Genomic DNA, 22,096 nt, shown 5'->3' with positions numbered 1-22,096 from the left:
GATGGGTCAGCCACTGATGCATTTACTGACACACCCTCATCGGGAGCAAGCCCCCTCCCACATTTGGATCAGCGTCGGATGCCCGGGCTATTTTTCAGCCTGACCATCCAGGCGACGCTGGATCTCGCCCAGCATGTCCAGGCCATCGCGCAGTGAGACCAATGCGGCAGTGACCAAGTGATGGAGGTTTGGGTTGTCGCTTGATGAGGCGAGGGTCGCCAACAGCTCAGTACCGATACGCACGCGACTGCGAGCTGTTTCGTGGAGCAAATGCGAGGGGGCAAAGGTGTTGAAAGCCAGGACGGGAACGCTGGTGGGGTTGGTTTGAAGCGGCTTGTATTGGTCCATCGATAAACCTCACAGATAAGGATTTGAACCACCTTCTCCCGTCGCCAAACGAATAAGGGTGGCAGCTGTACGCAGGTTGGCGAACCGGTTATCTGTGAAACCCGGCAGATCCGAAGATCTCCCGCGCACAGCCGCCATAGAACCCAATGCCTTCATCCAAGGAAAAACGCACGGGGTAGGAACGCTGTAACGCGTCACAGAATTTCGGATCGCCAAATCCGATCGCCGATGTGCGGCGACGGGGCGAACTATAGGGGGATGGTTGAGGCTGTGCAACCAACATATTGATCTCTACCGTCAGTCGTCTCAGCTTTTTCCAAACGCCATTCGGTAATGATGATGTATATACTTTGTTCATACCATTCCGGAGGAATCGCTGATGTCCAAATTAGCCGTTTTTACAATGAAGCTTGAACCAGAGCTTCGCGACCAGTTCATGGCTGAATGCGAAGCCTCTCATCGTCCTGCATCGCAAATCGTACGCGAAATGATGCGTGAATTCGTTCAGGCCCAGCAGCACTCGCGAGAGTACGATGAGTTTTTGCAACGCAAAGTTGATGCTTCTCGTGCATCCATTCGCGCAGGCCGAGAGGTTTCCAATGAAGATTTGGAAGCTGAATTCGCAGCCAGGCGCGCTCAAGTAGATAGTCAGGGATGAGGGTCGCGTGGACGCCCGAGGCAGGGCAGGATCGTAGAGATATCTGGGATTTTCTGTTTGAGAAAAACCCACAAGCCGCAGCCGACATGGACCGGCGCTTCAGCATGGCAGCACTTGGATTAGCACATAACCCCGAAATTGGCCCAATAGGCCGGATTGCGGGAACACGCGAAATCATTCCGCACCCGAGCTACCGCCTTGTTTATCAAGTTGAGCCCGACGTAGTGAGGATTGTGGCTCTGGTGCATACAGCTCGCCACTGGCCACCAGAAAGCTACATCCCACATTGATGCCTCAGATGGGCGAGGGCTGATTGCCACATTCCTCAATCACCCGCCCCACCTCCTCCTCAATAAACCCAAACACCTCCTCCGCCACGCTGTACTGAAACTGCTTGCGCCGATGCTTGGAAAGCTTGCCCTCGTTATCCAGGCACATCATCACCAGCTTCGACAAATCACTGCCACGCACGTCGTAGCGTTGATTCACTGCCTTGATCACACGGTCGTAGCGGTCGAGGAATTCGGTTTCTTCGCGCAGTTCGACTTCCAGTGCGCGGCGGGCCATTTGCAGGGTGAATTCGACGCAGCGGGTGGCGCCCCAGTAGCGGTAGATCGAGGGGTGACCGATGAAGTCGAACGCCATGTGGTCGGCGTCCAACCAAGTAACGTTCCAGAATTCCCGCGTCGGCTGGGAGAAGGTCTTGAGTGCCTCCAGATAGGCTTGCTCTTCGTGCTTCATGGCGACGGAGACCGGTAGCAACAAGCCATTTCCCAGTGCGCCATAGTGGCAAAGCGTCTGGTGGATCAGGAAGCGAGACAGGCGGCCATTACCGTCCATGAACGGGTGCAGGAACACGAAGCCGAAAGCGGTGACCGCCGCCGCAACCAAAGGATCGACGTCTCGCACGGGCTGGTTGGCGAAGGCCATCAGCTCTTCCATCAATTCCTGGCAAAGCGCGGGGGCTGGCGGCACGTAGCTCACACCGGCTGCGCCGCGCAGCCCGTTGTGCAGGTGGTTCTGTTCGTGGCGAAACGCGACGGCTTTGTCGAAGGGGTTGGAGACGGTGCTGTTTTGCAGCTCGACCAAGTAGTCCTCGGTGAGCAAACGGCCTTCGTGAGCCTGGCGCAGGAGTTGAACGAAGCGACGGGATTTTTCTTCGCTGGGTTGTTCTTTTTCGATGGCAAATGAATCGCGGGTTTCGTGCAGGTACGCCCACTGGATGGCGCGGTCCATCATTTCGGGTGGGAGGGTGGCCATGAAGGATTTGGCGCGGCCCAGTATGTCGAGACTCAATAAGGCGTCAATTTCAGACGTACGCTCGACTGTCGCGCAATAGGCCAATGAGCCCAAACCGTTGAAGTCGATACGCCAGCGGGAATTGCGTGTAGACGGCCCCGTTACGTAGCGTTGCGGATCAAACAGGGGAGAAACTCGGCTGTTGATAGGCTTACTGTAATCGAGCCGTTGCAGCGTCAGGCCTTCCCACAAATAGCAGGCCTTGCGGATGAATACGCCGTTAGGTGCTTTATCCAGCTCTTGCAGCAATTGATCTGCGCTGACCGAGTCAAGTGCCTGAGCGAGAATTGCGAGATTTATACCTTCGTGCTTGAGGGCAAAAAGAATATGGTCGAGCACCGAATCGGCTGCAGGCGCTACCGTTTGGGGAACAGCAAGGCAATCGCCAATCAACGAGATGCGAGTGACGGGCTTGACCATCGCTGAACGAGCAGGCGCAATGGCTTTCAACCCGAGGAGTTGGTGAAGATGGGCATAGCCGACCAAAGACATCGCGCAACCTCATAAAAAGTTCACTTGCGCGATTAAAGCCTAGATTTTTTCAAGCCTCATCACTTTTTTTCAAGTTTTGGCCTTTCTGCTCAGTTTTTTACACCCCTCGCCCACCCCGCAACATCACATTCAATTCATCCACCACCACCGCCCAATCCGCATCCTCCAGTATCTCCTCACGCAAAAACGCCTTCTGACCCTCGCTCCAGAAAAACGCATCCGCCAGTTTCAGCTCAGGCTTGAGCGGTGAATGCACGGCGACGAATTTCTCGATGCTGACCGGGTCATCTGCCAGGCCAAGCTGTTTGAACAAGGCCGGCAGGTTGTGCACTGGCGATTCCATGTGGGTTCCTCATAGGCGTGTTCAAGACAGTCTAGCGGCAACCCTCGGGTTGTGGCGCCGGCACATTGCACAGCACGAACAGACGCGCTCGTGCACCGCCGCCGTCCTGACGGCTGAGTTCGCGCCAGCCTTCGGGCAACGGGGCAAAGTCGTCGGGTGCTTCGTTGCTGCTGATCAGCCACACGCGACGGGTGGTGGCCGGCAATGCGGATAGACGTTCGAGGTAGATGCGTCCGCCATCCTGATCCACCAGCGTACCGAAACCGTAGGCATTCGGTCGCGTCGGGGTGCCGTCGGGTTTGGGCGGTGTGTAGAGTTGAAGTTGAGCGTCGGTCTGGTCGTAATACACGTAGCTGAGGTACCACATCATGTCGCTGAGGACGATACGGTCATCCTCCTGGTAATTGCGATTGACGAACTCTACCGGCACATTGAATTGATCCTGCTCATCCACCTCGAAGTTGTTCTTCAGGCCCAGCAATTCCATGCCGACAAACAGCACTAACAGCGCTGCGCCCAACCATGACAGGCGTGACGGCAAGCGGTCGATGGCAAGCGCAAGGGTGATTGGCAAACCCAGGGCATACACCGTGAGGTAGCGCTCGATAAAGACCGGCGAGATAAACGACACGCCGTACACCAACAGCAATGGCAGCAAGAAAAACAATGCAGGCAAATGGGCCCCGGGGTTGCGCCACGCTGTCACCAAGACCACCGCGACCAACAACAGCGGAAAGATCCAGAACAGCGGTGCCCAGAAATCGACGCCTTCATCCTGCAACACGAACTGCCAGATCATCGAGGGCAGGGACAGCAGGTTGACCGGCTCTTCCCAACCAATGTCCCCGCCTACCTTGAGCTGTTCGACGTGCTGCACCAGGTCCAGAAGGTTCGGCAGCCAGGGCAGGTACAACACCACAATCGTGGCGTTGGCCACCCACCACGCCGGGCGCGTGATCAGACGCTGGCCTGGCGGCTGCAGCCCCAGGTACGCCCAGTGCACCAGCACACACAACGCGGTGAAGTAATGGGTGTAGAAACCGGCGCTCATCAACAGCACATAAGCGGCCAGGTAACGTGTGCGCGCGGGTTGGCGCATCCAGTAGACCAGCGCCAGCGTAGCCCCCAACAGCCATACGCCGAGCAGCGAATACATGCGCACTTCCTGGCTGTAGCGCACCGCCGTCGGCAGCAGCGCCAGCAGGATGCCGGCCAGCAGTGCGGCGCGACGGGTGGACAGTTGCCGCGTCAGCCAGATCCCCAGGCCCACCACGACGGCACCGGGGATGGCGCTCATGCTCCTGATCGACCAGATGCTGTCGCCAAACACTTCGATCCAGCCGCGCAGCAGCACAAAATACAGCGGCGGATGCACATCGTGGCCGGCGTGAAACCACAGGTCGGTCACCGCATATTCGCTGAGCAAGAGGCTCGAGCCTTCATCACCCCAGATCGCCGCCGACGTCAGGTGGTAGAACCGCAGGGCCATGGCCAGCGCCAGGATCGGCACCCACCAGAGGCGGCTGAGCCAGCCGGCGCCCTCCCGGGTCAGGCGATTGAACGCAGGCAAGGCCCGGACTTTTTCATTTTGCTCTACCGCAGACCGACGCATATCGACTCCGTTACGACTGCCCTCTACAGGACAAACACTGCGCATGCGCAAACACCGCCACTTTAGGCCAAAAGCCTAGGGCCCGTTGCTGGAATCAGACAAATCAACAATTTGCGTAGGCCTTCACCGAAGCACTCGTAGGATCAGGCTATGATTGCCCTCCTCCACGGACTCAGGATCAAGGAAACGTTATGCGCATCGGTTTGCTGTCACCTCTGGCTCTGGCCCTGCTGGCCGGTATTCCCCTGGCGGCCCAGGCCAGTTCCGACGACTCGTGCTACCCCGACTGGCGGGTCTCGCGTGACAGTCTCGAACCCTGCAGCAACCAACCCTTTCTCAGCCCGGGCAACGATAGCCGGGTCAACCTGCGCCTGTTGCTGGCCGACAAAAAAGCCGCGCCGCTGACGCCCAATGCCTTGGGCGAGGACGATTTGGCCCAAGGCTTCGGCCCGGTGCCGTTTCCGGTGTATCGCCTGGTGCCGATTCCAGCCGCGAGCGATGAGCCGGATAACCAGGCGGACGATTCACGCACTGCCGAGCTCGACACCCTGCTCCAGCCGCTGGGCGTCAAGCGCGAGGAATACAAGACCGCCGGCGAAGCCTTCCTCAACGGTGAAGGCAGCCGTTGCCGCAGCAACGATGACGACAGCGCCACGGCGTTTATCAGCCAGGTGATCAAAGCCGATATGCCGCCGGCTGAGCGCGACGTATTGGTCAAAGCACGTTTGCAGCTGCTGACAACCTGTGACTGGGACGGCCAGGTGGTGGACGCGCAGTTGACGCCCTCGGCCAACGCCCAACGGTTTCGCACTTATTTGCAGGCCGCCGCTGACTTCTACAGTGGCCGCTTCGGTGACGCCGAGCGCGGTTTCGCCGCCGCCGCGACCAGCGATGCGCCCTGGCTGAAGGAAACTGCGCTGTACATGACCGCGCGCACCTCGCTGAACCAGGCCCAGGCCCAAGCCTTCGACGAATACGGCATGCCGCAGCGCGAGCATGTGGACAAGCCCGCGTTGAACGACGCCGAACAAGGCTTTCTCGCTTACCTGAAAACTTATCCACAAGGCGATTACGTTGCTTCCGCCCGTGGCCTGCTGCGCCGTGTGCACTGGCTGGCAAACGACGATGCCCGGCTTGCCGAAGACTTCACCTGGCAACTGACCGAGGCCACCGACGCCCAGCGCAATGTGAGCGTGGACGAATTGGTCGAAGAAGCCGACCTCAAGTTACTGATGGCCGACAACACGTCGACGAACAGCCCGATGCTGCAAGTGGTCAGCGACCTGATGGCGATGCGTGCCCACACCCCGCCCCTGTTGAGCCGCGCAGACCTCGACAAGCAAAAGAGCACCTTCGCCAACGAGCCGGCGTTGTTCGACTACCTGCAAGCGGCGTATGCGCTGTATGTCGAGCATCAACCCGACACGGCCCTCAAGCATCTGCCGGCGGACGTGCCGTCAACCCTGGACTATTTCGCCTTCAGCCAGCAAACCCTGCGCGCCCTGGCCCTGGAAGCCAAACCAGACTGGGCAGGTGCGCAAGCCCTGTGGCTGCAATTGCTGCCGCTGGCCACGCAACCGCTGCAACGCGACCAGCTGGAGCTGGCCCTGGCGATGAACTACGAGCGCAGCGGCCAACTGGCCAAGGTATTCGCCGCCGACTCGCCGATCAGCGCCAAACAGGTGCGCTACATCCTGCTGCGCAACGTCGCCGGCCCCGACCTGTTGCGCCAGCAGATCGCCAACGCCAGCGACCCGACGGAACGCCAGAGCGCGCAATTCGTGCTGCTCTACAAAGACCTGCTGCACAACCAGTTCGCGACCTTTGCCGACGACCTCAAGCAAGCCTCGTTGTCCGAAGACAAGCTCGGCACCAGCCTGGGCTACACCTACACCAGCGGCCAGACCTTGACGCTGTTCCAGTGGAACGGTGACAAGGCCGAATCCGGCTACGCCTGCCCAAGTATCGCGCAAACCGCCGCGACCTTGCAGGAGGATGCCAAAAACCCGCACGCCCTGAACTGTTTCGGTGAGTTCATCCTGCGCAACGGCCTGGACGGCATGCCGCTGGAACACCCCCGCGCCGCCGGCAGCCTGGGCAGCACCGCCTCGGACTTCAAGGGTGAGACCTTCTCGCGCCTGGACGGCTACAAGCAGGTGATCGCCAACGCCAAGGCACCGAAAACCGACAAGGCCTACGCACTGTTTCGCGCCATCAACTGCTACGCGCCGGCCGGCTACAACAGTTGCGGCGGTGAAGACGTGGCGCCGGCCGTGCGCAAAGGCTGGTTCCGCCAGCTCAAGAGCGGTTACGCCGACACGCAGTGGGGCAAATCGCTGCAGTACTACTGGTGAAGTCGCTGTGGCTGGGCGTGCTGTTGCTGGCGAGCCCGGCCTTCGGCGCCGTCGACGCCCGTGACTACGACGCCTTCTGGTTGTGGAGCGGCGTCACGCCCCAGCCGGTGATCAAGCAGGCCAAAACCCTGTACATCCTCCAGGGCCAGATCAACTCCACGCGCCGCGCACCGCAACGTGGCGTGCAACTGATCGCCCAGGGCATGAGCGTGCCGCGCATCACCCAGGGCACTATCTGGGTGGTCTACCGCGCCCACACCTTGCACTGGCCGGAGCCGGTCTACACCCAACTGCTCGGCCAGGTGCAACGCTGGCGTGACGCGGGCAACCCGGTGATCGGCATCCAGATCGACTTCGACGCCCGCACCCAGTACCTGCACGAATACGCCGCCTTCCTGCGCGATCTGCGCCAGCGTTTGCCGGCCGACCTGCGCTTGAGCATCACCGGCCTGATGGACTGGAGCAGCAACGCCGACCCGGCCGCCATCGCCCAGCTCAAGGGCGTGGTGGATGAAGTGGTGGTGCAGACGTATCAGGGACGCCACAGCATCCCCGACTACGCGGCCTATCTGCCACGGATGAACCGGATGGGCGTGCCGTTCAAGGTCGGCTTGATTCAGGGTGGAGAGTGGGAGGCGCCGGGGTATTTGCAGGAAAGTGAGTGGTTTCGGGGGTATGTGGTGTTTTTGCAGAATCGTTGAGTGTTCCGGCTCGATAAAACCAGTGTTGAGCCGGATTGATGGCATAGCTACCCGAAGATGATATAAGTTACTCTAACGGCATTAATGGGTGATATATCATGCAAAGCACTGGCAGACCCAACCCTCACAAAGGGTACCTCTCAGAAAGAAGCGACGAGCTGATAAAAGGTATCGGAAACGGTATCGAAATAGCCCGCCTTCGTCGTCGACTGAAAATTTCCACAATATGCAGTCGTGCGGGCATCACAAGGCAGACGTATCAGCGGCTGAGACAGGGCGAGGCAGGCGTATCCCTCGGTGTGCTGATGAATGTGCTTAGCGCGATGGACCTGGAGGAAGGTATGGCGAGCATCGCGTCGCCGGAACTCGACCAAGTTGGGATGACCATGAGCCTGGCCCGTGAGCCTGAGCGAATTCGCACTGAAGGAGACCCTGATGTCCTGGAAGCCGATTGGTAATGCCTTTGTTTTTTCAGCTCACTCAGTCGGTGATCCGGTCCCTGTGGGCGAAGTGGCCATGCACGCCAGTGGGTTCGTTTTTCGCTACGCCAATAGTTGGCTCGCACGGCCCGACGCATTCGCGATTGACCCGCTGAACGTGCCCCTGACCCGTAATCAGTATTCCTCGACGCGCATGTTCGGGGTGCTTGACGACGCAACGCCGGACAATTGGGGGCGGCGTGTTCTGCTGGCGACCCACAAACAGCATCCACAAAACGAAGTTGAATGGCTGCTTGCCTCGCGGGGTGCGGGCGTGGGTTGCCTGCTGTTCAGTGCTTCAAGAAATCTGTTGCCGACCCTGCACCAGCCACCGCAATTCGAAGACCTTGAGAAAATCATGGTAGGCCTTGATCGAGTCGAGAAGGGTGAGGTGGACCTGCCCGTGGAAATCGCACGGCTATTTGAGTTTGGCAGCTCCATGGGCGGCGCCAGGCCAAAGGTCACGGTGACTCATGAAGGCAAGGAATGGATTGCCAAACTCGGCCGTAGCGATGATGTTTTCGATCAGCCACGTGCGGAATTTGCCAGCCTTCAAATGGCGGATGCGGCGGGGCTGCCCGCAGCCGGGCACAAGTTGGTAGAGGTCGCCGGCAAACCGGTTTTGATGGTCGAGCGTTTTGACCGGCATGAAGGCGCTGGTCGCGAACACTATGTCAGCTGCAATTCTTTGGTAAGTACCGAGAAGCCGAGAATGCGAGTTGACGCGGTTGACGGTGCCGCTTCCTATTCCAGAATCGCCGACGTTTTGAAGAAGGTCAGCGACGATGCAACGTTGGACATGCGTGAGCTTTACAGGCGTATGGCGTTCAATGTGCTCATCGGCAATAGCGACGACCACCTGAAACAAACCGGACTGCTGTTGACCAGCGCTTCGGGCTATTCCCTCGCACCGGTATTCGACATATTGCCTCACCCCACGCAGCTAGGCTTGCAGGCGCTCATCATCGGGAATGAGGGCAGGGTATCGTCGGTCAGCAATTTGCTCAGTACGCCCGAGCGTTTTGGGTTGGGAATGGATGAAGCAAGATCCATCGTCACTGACGTCTATGCGGTCGTGCGGGAGGCTTCCGGGTTTTTTGAAGCGGCGGGCTGTAGCGGCGCCGATGTGCGCATGCTGTCCAATGTATGCACCCGGTTTGAATCGCAACTGATGGCAGCACCACCCGCCGGCAACAGAGCGCACCCTTGACGGGTGCGCAACTGAAAACGACGTCACGTTCAAGGCTCGCTCGACTTCCCACCGTCATCAGTGAAGCGCTTGCAACGGATACACCGACTCCCACCCTCCTCCCAACGCCTTGTACAAGCCGACCATGGCCAAGGAAACGCCCGTAGAGCTTTCCACCCATTGTTCCTGGGTCGCCAGCAGCGCGCTTTGTACGGTGAGCACATTGACGAAATCGGCCACGCCTTCGACGTATTGGTGTTGCGCGGTGGCGAGCGCGATCTGGTTCTGGTGCACGGCTTCGGCCAGGCTGTCGCGGCGCAGTTGGCTGGCGTTGTAGCGGGTCAGTTGGTCGTCGATTTCATGCCAGGCGCGCAGCACGGTTTGCTGGTAGGAAATCGCCGCTTCCTGTTGCTGGGCTTCACGCAAATCCACCATGCCTTGCAGGCGCCCGCCGTTGAACAGCGGCAGGCTCAATTGCGGGCCGAAGGCGAAGGCGCGCGAGCCCCAGGAGCCGAAGTCCGAGAGTTGCATGGCCTGGGAGCCTAGGCTGCCGGACAGGGTGATGCGCGGGTAGAAATCACCCTTGGCCACGCCGATGCTGGCAGTGGCGGCGTGCAAACGGGCTTCGGCCTGGCGGATGTCCGGGCGGCGCTCGGCCAGTTCCGACGGCAGGCCGATGGCGACCTGGCGCTGGGTCTGCGGCACGGCGGCGTCCTTGGACAGTTGCGCGTGCAGGGCTTGCGGCGGCTCGCCCATCAGCAGGCTCAGGGCGTTGATCAATTGATCCTGGCGCTGCTGCAGATCAGGCAGGCGCGCTTCGATGGCGGCCACCTGGGCGGCGGCTTCGGCCACGTCCAGGTCGGTCGCCACGCCGTCGGCCAGGCGCAGTTGCGAGAGCTTGAGGCTGTGGCGGGCGACGTCGAGGTTTTGCTCGGTGACAGCGCGGGTGTTCTGTACGCCGCGCAGTTGGATGTAATCCTGTGCGGTCTCGGCCAGTACCGACAGCAGCACGGCGCGACGGTCGTTTTCGGCGACGTCCAGGGTGGCATCGGCGGCTTCGGTCTCGCGCTTGACCCGGCCCCAGAAGTCCAACTCCCAGGCAGCGGAAAAGCCCATGTCCCATTGGCTGAAGGCCGAGCGGCCGTTCTCGCCGGAGGGGTCGTTCAAACCTTTGGCGCTGTTGCGCTTGCGCTGGTAACCGCCGCCCGCATCGACGCCGGGGTAACGTTCGGCGGTAGTCACCTGACGCACGGCGCGGCTTTGTTGCAGGCGGCTGCTGGCCAGTTTCAGGTCGAGGTTATCGCTGAGGGCACGACGTGTGAGCGCTGACAACTGTTCGTCGTGGAACACGTCCCACCAGCGCTCCTGCAACGGGTCGCTGCTGGCACGACTGGCCGCCTGACGCCCCTGGGGCTCACTCCATTGGGCGACTTGCGGGCCTTGCGGCCGTTGGAAATCCGGGCCGACGGTGCAGGCACTCAGGCTGATGAGGCTCAAGGTGAGCCAGGCGACATGTTTCATTGCTGGGCCACCTCATGGTGTGGCGCGACCGCCTGTGTGTCGACGCTGGCCTCCACCGACATACCGACGCGCAGGCGCTCGGTCAGCGGCTGATTGGGCTCCAGCACAATCTTCACCGGAATGCGCTGCACCACCTTGGTGAAGTTGCCGGTGGCGTTGTCCGGCTTGACCGAGGCGAAGGTCACCCCGGTGGCCGGCGCCAGGCTCTCCAGGTGACCGTTGAGCAACTCGCCATCGAGGCTGTCGACACGCACTTGCACGGCTTGGCCGGCATGCATGTGCGACAGTTGCGTCTCCTGGAAATTGGCCACGACATAGGCCTCGGCCAGCGGCACGACCGCGAGGATCTTGCTGCCCGGTGTCACATAGGCGCCGACCCGTACCGCCCGCTCACCGACCATGCCGTCCACCGGCGCGACGATGCGCGTGTAGGACAGCTGATAGCTGGCCATTTCCAGCGCGGCCTGGGCGCGCTTGAGCCCGCCGTCGGCGGCATCGCGCTGGGCCGTGAGGATTTCCACTTGCTTGCGTTCGGCGGCCAGCACCGCTGTGGACTTGGCCAGGCGCGCGGTGGCCTGGTCGATGCGGGTCTTGGCTTGCTGGGCGTTCTGCACGGTGCCTGCGCCGACGCCGGCGAGGTGGTTGTAGCGGTTCAGCTCGTGTTCGGCAAACGCCACTTCGGCACGGTCCGCCGCCACGGTGGCCTGGGCCTGGGCGATCACCGAGCTTTGGCGCTCCAGGGTCGCGGTGGCGTTTTTCAGTTGGGCCTGGGCGACCAACGTGTCGGCGTCGGCGGCCTGGGCGGCGGCGCGAAAATCCCGGTCGTCGATCAGCGCCAACAGCTGGCCGGCTTTGACGCGCTGGTTGTCTTCTACCAACACTTCCTTGATGAACCCGGCCACGCGGGGGGCGACCAGGGTGAAATCGGCGGCGACGAAGGCGTCGTTGGTGGTCTGGCGCTGGCGGCCCAGGATACCTGGCGCAACCAGGTACACCAGCACGCCGACGGCAAACACAGCGATAACGGAGACGGCTATTTTGTCTTTGCGTTTCATGAGAAATCCTTGGGTTCAGGTCGGTGCGCGAGGCGGAAAAATCCGCGTGGGCATCCAGAAAATCAGCAGGATCAACGCCACCGCGACACCGGCCATGACGGCATACAGATCCGAAGAGGTGAGCACCACAACTTGCTCGTGCAGGCGGTGCGCCAGGCCCGGCGCGTCGCCGTCGGCCAGGGGCGAGTTGCCCAGGCGGTCCACCAGCATGGTCGAGTGAAAATGCCCGCGCTGGGTGGTCAGCGTATCCAGCACAGCGGTGGCGATCACGGCGGACAGGCCCTTGACGGTGTTGAACCACGCCGAGGCGAACGGCCCTTCGATGGGCTGGATACTGCCGGTGGACAGCATCAGCAGCGGCAACACGGCCATCGGCTGGCCGAAAATCTGCAGCAGGTACCAGCCATAAAAATCATCGCGGATCCACGCCGAGGTGAGGTGCGAACTGCCGATACAGCACAGCACCAACATGCCGAGACCGATGCCCAGCACCCAGCGGCAATCGACCCAGCGCAGGTTGCACAGCGCGGCCACCAGCGGCAGCGCGATCAGCTGCGGCACGGCCATCAGCAGCATCACCGGCGCGGTTTGCAGGGGGCGGTAACCCTGGACCTGAGCGAGAAAACTCGACGGGATGATGATGACCGAGGTCAACACCATCAACACGCCGGCCAGCACGATCAACGCAAACGACAGGTTGCGCAGGCCAAGCATCTGCAACTTGAAGAATGGCAGCGGCTGCGACCATTCATTGAGCATGAACAACACCATGAGCACCGTGCCGCCACTGAGCAGGAAGGTGATCAGGCCCGACTCGAACCAGTCCAGACGGTTGCCTTGCAACAGGCCGATGACCAGCATGCAGATTGCCGGGAAGCCCAACAGCAGACCGCGCCAATTGAACTGTTTGAAACGCTCCAGGCGCAACGGATCCTGCGGCAAGCCGTAGGCCACGGCGGCCATCGCCAACAGGCAGGGCCCGACGATCTGCCAGAACGCCCATTGCCAGCCGACGTATTCGGTCCACAGCGCCGCCAGCGGCGTACCCAGGCTCGGGCCGAAGGTGGCCGTCAGGGCATACCCGGCCAAGCCGTATAACTTGACGTTGGCTGGCAGGAACCGCAGCGCCACGGTCATCAGCATCGGCGGCAACGCGCCACCGGCCAAGCCTTGCACCGTGCGCAGGAGCAGCAGGCTTTCGTAGTTCGGTGCGAACGGGCAGAGGATGCCGAGCAGGGTAAACAAGCCGATGGCACACAGGGTAAAACGGCGCAGCGAGAGCGTCACCGCACACCACGGTGCGAACGCCATCGCGGCCACGGAGGTGGCGGTGTAGGCCGCGACCAGCCAGGTGCCTTCGTCAAAACCGATGTACAGCGCACCACGGATATCAGCGAGGGCGACCTTGGTGACCATCTCGTTGAGGCCGGACACCAGCACCGCCAGCAACACGCCGACCAGGCCGATAATAATGCGCGGACCGAACACCGGTGGGCTGGGCGCAGTGGGTTTGGCTGCGGCCTCGAGGGCGGGAGCAGCGAGGGATGTCATGGACAGGTAACTCGGAATGGGAAATACCCGAGCAGTTTAATCAGGCTCTACCATGACAAAAAGTTACTTGTTGTCAGCTTATAAGTGCGTCAGACGCAATCCACATAATACCGCAGGGCTTAAAATGTGGGAGGGGGCTTGCCCCCGATAGCGGTGTATCAGGTTCATATGGGGTAGCTGTCATACCGCAATCGGGGGCAAGCCCCCTCCCACATTTGACCCGGCATGGCTTGGGATTTCAGCTGGGCTGGGCTTCGAGCCACGTGGCGTGGCAGCTCTCGCGCATGGTTTCGCGCAGCCATTTGTGCGCCGGGTCTTTGTCGAAACGTGGGTGCCAGGATTGGGCCAACACCAGCGTCGGCAATGAGATTGGCAGGGGGAATGCGCGCAGCGGCAGATTCAGGCGCCTGGCGCTGAGGAGCGCTTCCTTGGGCACCGGCAGCAGCAGGTCGGAGTCGGGCAGCATGAACATTGCACCGTGGAAGCCTGGGGCGATCATAGCCACGCGGCGCTCCAGGCCCTGGGCATTCAACGCGGTATCGATGGGCCCACGGGCGATGCCGCGCCGCGAGATACTGATGTGGGAATAGCTGGCAAACCGCGCGGCGGTGATCTCTGCGTCGAACAGCGGATGATCTTCCCGCGCCAGGCCGACGAAGGTGGTGGAGAACAGGTTCTGCACCTTCGCTTCGGGGCTCGCCGGCAGGGTATTGCTCACCCGCAAGTCCAACCGCCCTTCGCGCAGCGCTTCGTCGTCGGTATCGCCTTCGGGCACGAAGCGCAGCTCGCAGAGCGGCGCCACTCTTTGCATGGTGTCGAACAGTCGCCCGCCATACACGCCGATGAAAAAGTCATTGGCGCGCACGCTGAAGCGGCGGCGCAAGGTGCTCAAGTCCACCTGGTCGGCCGAGCGAAACAGCAACGCCGCCTGCTCCACCACGTTGCGCACCTGGCCTTGCAGCTCAAGCGCCTTGGGCGTCGGCACCAGACCGCGGCCGGCGCGGACCAGGATCGGATCGCCGACCGCATCGCGGATCCGCGTGAGGGTGCGGCTCATGGCCGCCGGGCTCAGGTTCATCCGCCGCGCCGCGCCCACCACGCTGCCTTCATCGAGCAAGGCGTCGAGGGCGACCAGCAGGTTCATGTCCGGTAGTTGCATGCCAAGCACTCGTGATTGATGGGGAGTGAACTGGGCGCAATCCTAGCAGGCTTCACCGTTTCAGAAAGGCGCATCGCCCTGAATGGTGGTGCGCAACAATTTGCGGCGCAGATGGCTCGGGCAACCGGCGGCCAGGTGAATCAGCGAGCGGTTGTCCCAGAACACCAGGTCGTGGGGCTGCCACTGATGGCGGTAGATGTTTTCCGGCAGCACGCTGTGGGCGTAGAGCTGGGCCAGCAGGTCGCGGCTTTCGTCATCCGGCAGGCCGACGATGCGGGTGGTGAAGCCTTCGCTGACGAACAGCGCCTTGCGGCCGTTTTCCGGGTGGGTGCGCACGATGGGGTGCACCACTTCGGCCACCTGGGCGAGTTGTTCCGGGGTCAGGGTCGGGCGCCAGTTGCCTTCGAATTTGGTTTCGCTGTAACGCGCAGTGTAGGAATGCGCGGCGCGGCGCCCTTCGACGGCGTTGCGCAGGTGCTCGGGCAGTTGCTCCCAGGCTTTGTGCATGTCGGCAAACAGGGTGTCGCCGCCTTCGGACGGCAGTTCCTGGGCATGCAGCATCGAGCCCAGGCTGGGCAGTTCCTTGTACGACAGGTCCGAGTGCCAGAACTTGCCCGCATCGCCCAGGCCGATGGACTGGCCGTTTTCGATGATGTTGGAGACGATCAGGATTTCCGGGTGGTTGGCCAGCAGGAACTGCTTGAGCACGTGGATTTGCAGCACGCCGAAGCGCCGGCTGAAGGTGATCTGTTGTTCAGGGGTGATGCGCTGGTCGCGAAACACGATGACGTGGTGGTCCAGGTGCGCGCGGTGGATGCGGGCGAAGTCCTGGTCGTTGATAGGTTGGGATAGATCCAGGCCGATGATTTCGGCGCCGACACTGCCGGGGAAGGGGCGGATGTCGAAGGGTTGGGGGGTGGCGGACATTGGGTTCACTTCCGGCGGACAAGGGAGTGAATTTATAGGCCTGGGAATGGAAGTTTAAATACTGTTAGGGCATATCCATATGCATGGGGTGATGCTGATGGCCCTATCGGGGGCAAGTCCCCTCCCACACTTGATTTGTGAACACATTCAAATGTGGGAGGGGCGGTGCGACGATTCGACTTGCCCCCGATAGGGCAGGAGCAGGCAATGAAGATCAACGCTCGTGCAACGCCTCCGCCCGCGCCTTGATGATCGGCTTGAGCAGGTAGCTGAGGATGCTTTTCTTGCCGGTGATGATGTCTACCGAGGCGACCATGCCGGGGATGATCAGCAGCGGCTTTTCATCGGTGCCCAGGTGGCTGCGATCGGTGCGCAGGGTGATCATGTAGTAAGTGGTTTTCTTGTCTTCATCGGTGATGGTGTCGGCGCCGATGCGTTCGAGCTTGGCCTTCAGGCCACCGTAGATGGTGTAGTCATAGGCGGTGAATTTGACCACCGCTTCTTGCCCAGGGTGCAGGAAGGCGATGTCTTGCGGGCGGATCTTGGCCTCCACCAGCAGGGTGTCGTCCAGCGGCACGATTTCGACCATGTCGCTGCCCGGCTGGATCACGCCGCCGACAGTGTTGACCAGCAGTTGCTTGACGATGCCGCGCACCGGCGAGGTGACCAGGGTGCGGCTGACGCGGTCTTCCAGGGCGCGGCCGGTGGATTCGGCCTTGTTCAGTTCGGTGCGCGCTTCATTGAGTTGGGTCAGGGCTTCGCTGCGGAACTTGCCGCGGGTTTCGTCGATCTTGCGCTGCACTTCCTTGATCGCCGATTCGGCGCGGGGGATCGCCAGGGTGGTGGCGTCCAGCTGGCCTCGGGTTTCCATTTCGGCGCGCTTGAGGCGCAGCACTTCCACCGGCGACACCGCGCCCTGGGCCACCAGCGGCTCGGACATGTTGATTTCCTGGCGTTGCAGGGACAACTGGCTGCGGTACTGGCTTTGTTTGGAGGTGAACTCACGCAACTCCTGTTGGCGCTGCACCAGTTGCTCCTGCAAACCGCCAACTTCGTCTTTCAACTGCTGGCGGCGGCTTTCGTACAGTGAGCGCTCGTTGGCGGCCTGGCTGGGCGCGGCCTTGAGTACATCGTCGGGAATGTTCAGCGGGCGGTCGTCCACCTGCGCACTCAGACGCTCGACGCGCAGTTGCATGGCCAGGCGCAGCGCTTCGGTTTCCCCGGCGTTGGACACGAACCGCGTATCGTCCAGGCGAATCAACGGCGCACCGGCCTCGACGATCTGACCTTCCTTGACGTACAACTCGGCGACGATACCGCCTTCCAGGTTCTGGATTTTCTGCAGCTTGGACGACGGAATCGCCTTGCCGTCGCCTCGGGTCACTTCGTCGATTTCGGAGAAACCTGCCCACACCACCAGGAATACAAAGAACGCGATGATGGCCCAGATGGTCAGGCGGATGACCCGCGGCGCATCTTCGATCAGCGCTTTGTTGACCTCGGGCAGCGGCTGGCCCTGCAGCGAGTCGGAACCTTTGAAGTAGCGCCCGACCGCGCTCTTGATGGCGTTAAGCGACACTGATCTGCCCCTTCTTCAACGCTTCCATGACCACGGCTTTCGGGCCGTCCGCGAGGATCTGCCCACGGTCGACCACCAGCAGGCGGTCCACCAGGGACAGCAGCGAGGCACGGTGCGTCACCAGGACGACGGTCTTGTTTTGCACCACGGCATGCAGGCGTTGTTTCAAGCGTTCTTCACCGGTGTTGTCCATGGCGCTGGTGGGTTCGTCCAGCAGCAGGATGGGCGGGTTGAGCAGCAGCGCACGGGCCAGGGCGACGTTCTGTCGCTGGCCACCGGACAGGTTCTGCCCACGCTCGCCGACCTGCAGTTCATAGCCTTGCGGATGCAGGCGGGCGAATTCGTGCACACCGGCCAGTTCGGCGGCTTGCAGGACCATCTCATCTTCGACGTAGCGCGCACCGCTGACCAGGTTGTCACGCAGGGTGCCGGCCAGCAGTTGGATGTCCTGGGCGACGTAGCCGATGTTATGGCGCAGTTCGCTGACGTCGATCTGGCGCACGTCCACGCCGTCCACCAGCAACGCGCCGGAGTCGGGTTGATACAGGCCGACGATCAATTTGGCCAGGGAGCTTTTGCCCGAGCCGCTGCGACCGATGATGCCGATCTTTTCCCCTGGCTTGATCACCAGGTTGATGTTTTTCAGCGCCGGATTCTGTTGGTTCGGGTAGGTGAAATTCAGGCCCCGGCACTCGATGGCGCCTTGCAGGGTGCGACGGCTCATGGGGCGCTCTTCGAAATTGCGCTCCTGGGGCAGTTCCATCATCTGGTCGACCGAGGTCATGGTGACCTTGGCTTGCTGGTAGCGCGTGAGCAGGCCCGACAGCGAGGCCAGCGGGCTCAAGGCACGGCCGCTGAGCATGTAGCAGGCGATCAGGCCGCCCATGCTCAGGTTGCCGTCGATGATCTGGTACACGCCGAACACGATCATGATCACGCCGGCCAGTTGCTGGATCAGCAGGGTCATGTTCATCGACAGGCCCGACAGCAGCTTCACCCGCAGCTCGAGCCGGCTCAAGGTGCCGATGGTCTGTTCCCAGCCGTACTGGCGTTCGCTCTCGGCATTGTTGACCTTGACCGCATCCAGCCCGGCGAGGGTTTCGATCAGGCTCGACTGGCGTTCAGCGGCGAGGGCCATGGTGCGTTCCATGGTCGCGACCAAAGGTTTTTGCAAGGCGTAGCCGATCCCCAGGGCAATCGGGAACGCCAGCACCGGAATCCACACCAGATGGCCACCGAGCAGGGCGATCACCAGGAAGATCAGCAGCGTGAACGGCAGGTCGATCAGGCTGGTGAGGGTCAGGGAGGCAAGGAAGTCGCGCAGGCTCTGGAACTCATGGATGTTCTGCGCAAAGCTGCCGACGCGCGCCGGGCGGTACTTCATCGACATGCCGACGATGCGCTCGAACAAGGTGGCGGAGATGATCAGGTCGGTTTTTTTACCGGCCAGGTCCAGGCACAGGCTGCGCAGGCTCTTGAGCACCAGGTCGAACAGATACGCACCGCAGATGCCCACGGCCAGCACCCACAGCGTAGAAGTGGCCTGGTTCGGCACCACGCGGTCGTACACGTTCATCACGAACAGCGGCGCGGCCATGGCGATGATGTTGATCAGGAAACTGGCGGCGATGGCATCGGTATACAGCCAGCGCGAACGCTTGAGCGTGTCACGAAACCAGGATCGCGCTCGGGGAATCAAGGTGCCGTGATTGACGTCGAACTTGTGCTGCGGCTGGGCAAAGAAGACCTTGCCGGTGTAGTCGTCGACCAGCAACTCGCGCTTGATCAGCACTTCACCGCCATCGCTTTCGCTGAGCAGCACCCGCGCCTGATCGTCGCCCTCCCAGCCGACCAGCACGGTACTGCGCCCGTCCTTGAGCAGCAGCAGCGCCGGTAACGCGATGGTCGGGATCTGTTCGAGCCTGCGTTGCAGCAGCCGTCCCTGCAGCCCGGCGCGCGCCGCTGCACGTGGCAGCAACTCGGCACTCAGGCGCTGCGAAGGCAGCGGCAGGCCGGTGGTGAGCATGGCCGCGCTGGCCGGTTTCTGATGCAGGGCGCAGAGTGCCAACAACCCGTCGAGTAACGGGTCGTCGTGCAGCGTGCGTGGATCATGACTGAGATGAACTCGACTGACTTCGGATTCCACGCGGTGCACTCTCGACTAACAGATGGGGCTATGGGGTGACTCAGTTCATTCCAGGCAGTTGGACTTTGGGCTTCACATCGTTTTGCACGATGGAGGCCATGGGAGCGACGACGCCTTGGCTTTTGAGCAATTCGCCCATGGTCGCCTTGATTCGGTACTGAGTAAATAACTGAATGTTCTTGATCTCTTCCAGGCGACGCGAAGCGGTGAACAATTCGTTCTCGCTGTCGAGCAAGTCCAGCAGGGTACGTTGGCCCAGGCTGAACTGTTGCTGGTAGGACGTGCGCACGCGGGTGCTGTGGTCCACGTACTGCTGGGCCACCGGCAGTTGCGCGTTGGCGTTGTTCAAGGCGTTCCAGGCCAGGCCCAGTTCTTCATTGAGCTGGCGCAAGGCGTTGTTGCGGATGTCCAGGGCCTGGTTGGCCTGGTACGACTTCGATTGCAGGTCGGCCTTGTTGCTGCCACCGGCGAACAGGTTGAAGCGCATGCGCACCATGGCTTCCCAACCGTTGCTGTGGTTGGCGTCGCCGGAGACATTGTTGTCGGCATTGGTGCCAAGCTCGGCGTCAAAGCGTGGATAGAAGCTGGATTTGGCGGCCGCGTATTGCTGCTCGGCGGCGGAGATGTCCGACTCCGCCGAGCGCAGCACCGGGCTGTTGTCGAGCATCTGGCGCCGCGCTTCATTCAGGTCGGCCGGGAGCATGGCCATGAACGGCGCTGGGCGCTCAAGCTGGTCGGGCATCTGGCCAACGGCGCTGAGGTAGTTGGTTTGCGCATCCGCCAGGTTGGTCTGCTCGGTGATCAGGTTGTTGCGGGCCTGGGCCAGACGCGCTTCGGCCTGGTCCTGGTCGGCGCCGTTACCGACGCCGCGCTGGGTGCGCAACTTGATCTGATCGTAAATGCGTTCGTGGTTGCGCAGGTTGTCTTCGGCCAGGCGCACGAACTCACGACGGGTCAGCACTTCCAGGTAGACCTGGGCAACGGTCAATGCGGTGCGCTCGGACGTACCGAGCAGCGAGTAGGCGCGGGAGTTGACGTTGGCCTGTTGACGCCCGACTTCGCTGGAAGTGGCGAAACCGTCAAAGATCATTTGCTGCAGGCGCAGGCTGGACTCGCCGCGATTGAGGGTTTCCCAGTGGTTGCCGCCCGTGCCATTGGTGGCGCGGGTGGACGCGTTGTCGGTGCCTGCACGGCCATAGCCGGCATTCAAATCGACACGCGGCAGATACCCACCCTGCGCCGCACGCAATTGGTAATCGGCGGCGATGCGACTGTTTACACCCGCCTGAATTTCAGGATGCACATCCAGTGCCTGCTGCATGGCTTGGGGCAGCGTCTGGGCTTGTACAAAGCTGGCGGCGAGAACGAACGGTATTGCCTTGAACAGGTGCAGACGCATTAAAAAATTCCCCAGGACTTCTTGTCTCAAATCACAGCGATTGGCGCCGCCGCGTCGGATAATGGCTAGCGTAATGACCGTACGTCGGAAAGTTCAAAAAGCGGAACTGCTTCACACATGTAGGACGGTTCGCCGCATAAATATCAATGTGACATTACGGGGGCGATTGTTTAGGATGGCGACCATAAGGTCAATAGTTTGGCATAAACTAGATAGGTAAAAATTCTAGCCAATAATTTGACGCCAGTAAGTATTCAGACTACGCCCCCTCCTGTTTGGCCCTCCCTCTTGAGCGGCCACATGGAATCATCAGAAACGGATCGCCGGAGAAATATTTAATGAGCAATGTTGTTGCCATCGTCAAAAGCATTGTTGGTCAAGTGTTCGTTATTTCTCCGGAAGGGACACGCCGTGTTCTGGTTGAGGGTGATCGCCTGTTCGCGGGCGACCAGATTGATACAGGCCTGTCGGGCGCAGTGAGCCTGGAACTGGCGGATGGGCGCACGCTGGACCTGGGTCGCGACACCCAGTGGAGCGCCGACATGCCGGACTCCACTGCCGACCTGGCCGCCGCCACCGAACAGGCCGCGCCGTCGGTGGCCGAGCTGCAGCAAGCCATCGCCGCCGGCGCCGACCCGACCACCGAACTGGAAGCCACTGCCGCCGGCGCAACCGCTGCCGGTAATGGCGCGGCGGGCGGCGGCCACAGCTTTGTAGTGCTGGACGCGACCGCCGGGCGTGTCGATCCGACCATCGGCTTCCCCACTGCCCCTATCGGCCAGGGCACATCAACGCTGAATACCTTTACCGGTGCTCAAGGTTCAACAGGCAACGGCAATCTGGCGCTGCAGCCTTCGACCCTGAGCCTGAGCGCCACCCCAAGCATCACCGAAGCCGGGGGCGTACTGACTTACACCGCCACCGTGACCCAGGCCTCGACCAGCGACTTGACCGTCACCTTGTCCAACGGCGCGGTCATTACCATCCCGTCCGGCCAACTGACCGGTACCGTCAACGTGCCCCTGGCGCCTAACGACAGCCCGTACCTCGACGCCAGCCAGATCAGCGTCAACGTCACCGGCACCACCGGCGGCAACAACCTGGTACTGACCCTCGACCCTAACCCGGCCGTGACGCAGATTACCGACACCATCGACACCACCACCGTCACCTTGACGGCCGGCTCGAGTGTGACCGAAGGCGGTCAGATCACCTACACCGCGACCCTGACCAACCCGGCGCAAACCCCGGTAAACGTCACCTTGAGCAATGGCTCGGTGATTA

Annotated in this window: 19 protein-coding genes; 7 read left to right on the top strand and 12 right to left on the bottom strand. The window is 61.4% G+C overall.

Annotation, left to right across the window (positions count from 1 at the left end; all coding sequences use genetic code 11):
* Positions 1-87 precede the first annotated feature (87 nt).
* Entirely contained in the window at positions 88-348 is a 261-nt protein-coding gene (locus BFQ04_RS05440; protein WP_065949922.1) for a hypothetical protein, read from the bottom strand.
* Between the two features lie 379 nt (positions 349-727).
* On the opposite strand from BFQ04_RS05440, the gene BFQ04_RS05435 reads away from it, so the two are divergent.
* Positions 728-1,006: an antitoxin gene (locus BFQ04_RS05435; protein WP_032878500.1), complete on the top strand. Its 279-nt coding sequence runs from the start codon at positions 728-730 to the stop codon at positions 1,004-1,006.
* Positions 1,003-1,296: a type II toxin-antitoxin system RelE/ParE family toxin gene (locus BFQ04_RS28285; RefSeq protein ID WP_083217921.1), complete on the top strand. Its 294-nt coding sequence runs from the start codon at positions 1,003-1,005 to the stop codon at positions 1,294-1,296. The genes BFQ04_RS05435 and BFQ04_RS28285 overlap by 4 nt, the downstream gene beginning before the upstream one ends.
* A 4-nt stretch (positions 1,297-1,300) precedes the next feature.
* On the opposite strand, the gene BFQ04_RS05430 is transcribed toward BFQ04_RS28285, so the two are convergent.
* The 3 genes from BFQ04_RS05430 to BFQ04_RS05420 all read right to left on the bottom strand — a co-directional run bounded on the left by BFQ04_RS05430 (position 1,301) and on the right by BFQ04_RS05420 (position 4,752).
* Positions 1,301-2,797 (bottom strand): Fic family protein, encoded by a 1,497-nt coding sequence (locus BFQ04_RS05430; RefSeq protein WP_065949921.1) that lies wholly within the window; start codon positions 2,795-2,797, stop codon positions 1,301-1,303.
* 97 nt (positions 2,798-2,894) lie between these two features.
* The gene (locus BFQ04_RS05425) at positions 2,895-3,140 is read right to left on the bottom strand and encodes a DUF2789 domain-containing protein (RefSeq protein ID WP_065949920.1); all 246 of its coding nucleotides are present in this window, start codon (positions 3,138-3,140) and stop codon (positions 2,895-2,897) included.
* 31 nt (positions 3,141-3,171) lie between these two features.
* A complete protein-coding gene (locus tag BFQ04_RS05420; RefSeq protein WP_065949919.1) occupies positions 3,172-4,752 on the bottom strand; it encodes a glycosyltransferase family 39 protein in 1,581 nt (526 codons plus the stop codon).
* Between the two features lie 191 nt (positions 4,753-4,943).
* Here BFQ04_RS05420 and BFQ04_RS05415 point away from each other — a divergent pair, with 191 nt between their 5' ends.
* The 4 genes from BFQ04_RS05415 to BFQ04_RS05400 all read left to right on the top strand — a co-directional run bounded on the left by BFQ04_RS05415 (position 4,944) and on the right by BFQ04_RS05400 (position 9,496).
* Positions 4,944-7,106: an outer membrane assembly lipoprotein YfiO gene (locus BFQ04_RS05415; RefSeq protein ID WP_065949918.1), complete on the top strand. Its 2,163-nt coding sequence runs from the start codon at positions 4,944-4,946 to the stop codon at positions 7,104-7,106.
* A complete protein-coding gene (locus tag BFQ04_RS05410) occupies positions 7,103-7,807 on the top strand; it encodes a DUF3142 domain-containing protein (RefSeq protein WP_065949917.1) in 705 nt (234 codons plus the stop codon). Before BFQ04_RS05415 ends, BFQ04_RS05410 begins: the two co-directional genes overlap by 4 nt.
* A 98-nt stretch (positions 7,808-7,905) precedes the next feature.
* Entirely contained in the window at positions 7,906-8,265 is a 360-nt protein-coding gene (locus tag BFQ04_RS30300) for a helix-turn-helix domain-containing protein (RefSeq protein WP_065949916.1), read from the top strand.
* On the top strand, positions 8,243-9,496 hold the full coding sequence (locus BFQ04_RS05400) for a type II toxin-antitoxin system HipA family toxin (protein ID WP_083217920.1): 1,254 nt from the start codon (positions 8,243-8,245) through the stop codon (positions 9,494-9,496). The genes BFQ04_RS30300 and BFQ04_RS05400 overlap by 23 nt, the downstream gene beginning before the upstream one ends.
* Before the next feature lie 57 nt (positions 9,497-9,553).
* Here BFQ04_RS05400 and BFQ04_RS05395 read toward each other — a convergent pair whose 3' ends face one another.
* The 8 genes from BFQ04_RS05395 to BFQ04_RS05360 form a co-directional block, all read right to left on the bottom strand.
* Positions 9,554-10,996 carry an efflux transporter outer membrane subunit gene (locus BFQ04_RS05395; RefSeq protein ID WP_065949915.1) on the bottom strand — a complete coding sequence of 481 codons (1,443 nt, stop codon included), beginning with the start codon at positions 10,994-10,996 and terminating at the stop codon, positions 9,554-9,556.
* Entirely contained in the window at positions 10,993-12,051 is a 1,059-nt protein-coding gene (locus tag BFQ04_RS05390) for an HlyD family secretion protein (RefSeq protein ID WP_065949914.1), read from the bottom strand. The genes BFQ04_RS05395 and BFQ04_RS05390 overlap by 4 nt, the downstream gene beginning before the upstream one ends.
* Before the next feature lie 15 nt (positions 12,052-12,066).
* A complete protein-coding gene (locus BFQ04_RS05385) occupies positions 12,067-13,602 on the bottom strand; it encodes an MFS transporter (protein WP_065949913.1) in 1,536 nt (511 codons plus the stop codon).
* A gap of 238 nt (positions 13,603-13,840) precedes the next feature.
* Positions 13,841-14,761 carry a LysR family transcriptional regulator gene (locus BFQ04_RS05380; RefSeq protein WP_065949912.1) on the bottom strand — a complete coding sequence of 307 codons (921 nt, stop codon included), beginning with the start codon at positions 14,759-14,761 and terminating at the stop codon, positions 13,841-13,843.
* 60 nt (positions 14,762-14,821) lie between these two features.
* Entirely contained in the window at positions 14,822-15,688 is an 867-nt protein-coding gene (locus BFQ04_RS05375; RefSeq protein ID WP_065949911.1) for a TauD/TfdA dioxygenase family protein, read from the bottom strand.
* Positions 15,689-15,902: 214 nt separating this feature from the next.
* Positions 15,903-17,267 carry an HlyD family type I secretion periplasmic adaptor subunit gene (locus tag BFQ04_RS05370; protein ID WP_065949910.1) on the bottom strand — a complete coding sequence of 455 codons (1,365 nt, stop codon included), beginning with the start codon at positions 17,265-17,267 and terminating at the stop codon, positions 15,903-15,905.
* Positions 17,257-19,413 (bottom strand): type I secretion system permease/ATPase, encoded by a 2,157-nt coding sequence (locus BFQ04_RS05365; RefSeq protein ID WP_065949909.1) that lies wholly within the window; start codon positions 19,411-19,413, stop codon positions 17,257-17,259. Before BFQ04_RS05365 ends, BFQ04_RS05370 begins: the two co-directional genes overlap by 11 nt.
* A 40-nt stretch (positions 19,414-19,453) precedes the next feature.
* Complete coding sequence (locus tag BFQ04_RS05360) at positions 19,454-20,812, bottom strand: TolC family outer membrane protein (protein ID WP_065949908.1); 1,359 nt, start codon at positions 20,810-20,812, stop codon at positions 19,454-19,456.
* Between the two features lie 338 nt (positions 20,813-21,150).
* On the opposite strand from BFQ04_RS05360, the gene BFQ04_RS05355 reads away from it, so the two are divergent.
* On the top strand, positions 21,151-22,096 hold a 946-nt coding region (locus BFQ04_RS05355), incomplete at its 3' end, for a retention module-containing protein (protein WP_065949907.1).

It is taken from the genome of Pseudomonas sp. 37 R 15 (assembly GCF_900004865.1).
Lineage (GTDB): Bacteria > Pseudomonadota > Gammaproteobacteria > Pseudomonadales > Pseudomonadaceae > Aquipseudomonas > Aquipseudomonas fluorescens_AM.
The sequence above is the reverse complement of the archived record's forward strand: the minus strand, read 5'-3'. Positions and strand labels throughout refer to the sequence as shown.

Excerpts from the sequence above, each read along its gene's own strand:
- BFQ04_RS05440 (WP_065949922.1), bottom strand. The coding sequence starts at position 348 with ATGGACCAATACAAGCCGCTTCAAACCAACCCCACCAGCGTTCCCGTC.
- BFQ04_RS05435 (WP_032878500.1), top strand. The coding sequence starts at position 728 with ATGTCCAAATTAGCCGTTTTTACAATGAAGCTTGAACCAGAGCTTCGC.
- BFQ04_RS28285 (WP_083217921.1), top strand. The coding sequence starts at position 1,003 with ATGAGGGTCGCGTGGACGCCCGAGGCAGGGCAGGATCGTAGAGATATC.
- BFQ04_RS05430 (WP_065949921.1), bottom strand. The coding sequence starts at position 2,797 with ATGTCTTTGGTCGGCTATGCCCATCTTCACCAACTCCTCGGGTTGAAA.
- BFQ04_RS05425 (WP_065949920.1), bottom strand. The coding sequence starts at position 3,140 with ATGGAATCGCCAGTGCACAACCTGCCGGCCTTGTTCAAACAGCTTGGC.
- BFQ04_RS05420 (WP_065949919.1), bottom strand. The coding sequence starts at position 4,752 with ATGCGTCGGTCTGCGGTAGAGCAAAATGAAAAAGTCCGGGCCTTGCCT.
- BFQ04_RS05415 (WP_065949918.1), top strand. The coding sequence starts at position 4,944 with ATGCGCATCGGTTTGCTGTCACCTCTGGCTCTGGCCCTGCTGGCCGGT.
- BFQ04_RS30300 (WP_065949916.1), top strand. The coding sequence starts at position 7,906 with ATGCAAAGCACTGGCAGACCCAACCCTCACAAAGGGTACCTCTCAGAA.
- BFQ04_RS05400 (WP_083217920.1), top strand. The coding sequence starts at position 8,243 with ATGTCCTGGAAGCCGATTGGTAATGCCTTTGTTTTTTCAGCTCACTCA.
- BFQ04_RS05395 (WP_065949915.1), bottom strand. The coding sequence starts at position 10,996 with ATGAAACATGTCGCCTGGCTCACCTTGAGCCTCATCAGCCTGAGTGCC.
- BFQ04_RS05390 (WP_065949914.1), bottom strand. The coding sequence starts at position 12,051 with ATGAAACGCAAAGACAAAATAGCCGTCTCCGTTATCGCTGTGTTTGCC.
- BFQ04_RS05385 (WP_065949913.1), bottom strand. The coding sequence starts at position 13,602 with ATGACATCCCTCGCTGCTCCCGCCCTCGAGGCCGCAGCCAAACCCACT.
- BFQ04_RS05380 (WP_065949912.1), bottom strand. The coding sequence starts at position 14,761 with ATGCAACTACCGGACATGAACCTGCTGGTCGCCCTCGACGCCTTGCTC.
- BFQ04_RS05375 (WP_065949911.1), bottom strand. The coding sequence starts at position 15,688 with ATGTCCGCCACCCCCCAACCCTTCGACATCCGCCCCTTCCCCGGCAGT.
- BFQ04_RS05360 (WP_065949908.1), bottom strand. The coding sequence starts at position 20,812 with ATGCGTCTGCACCTGTTCAAGGCAATACCGTTCGTTCTCGCCGCCAGC.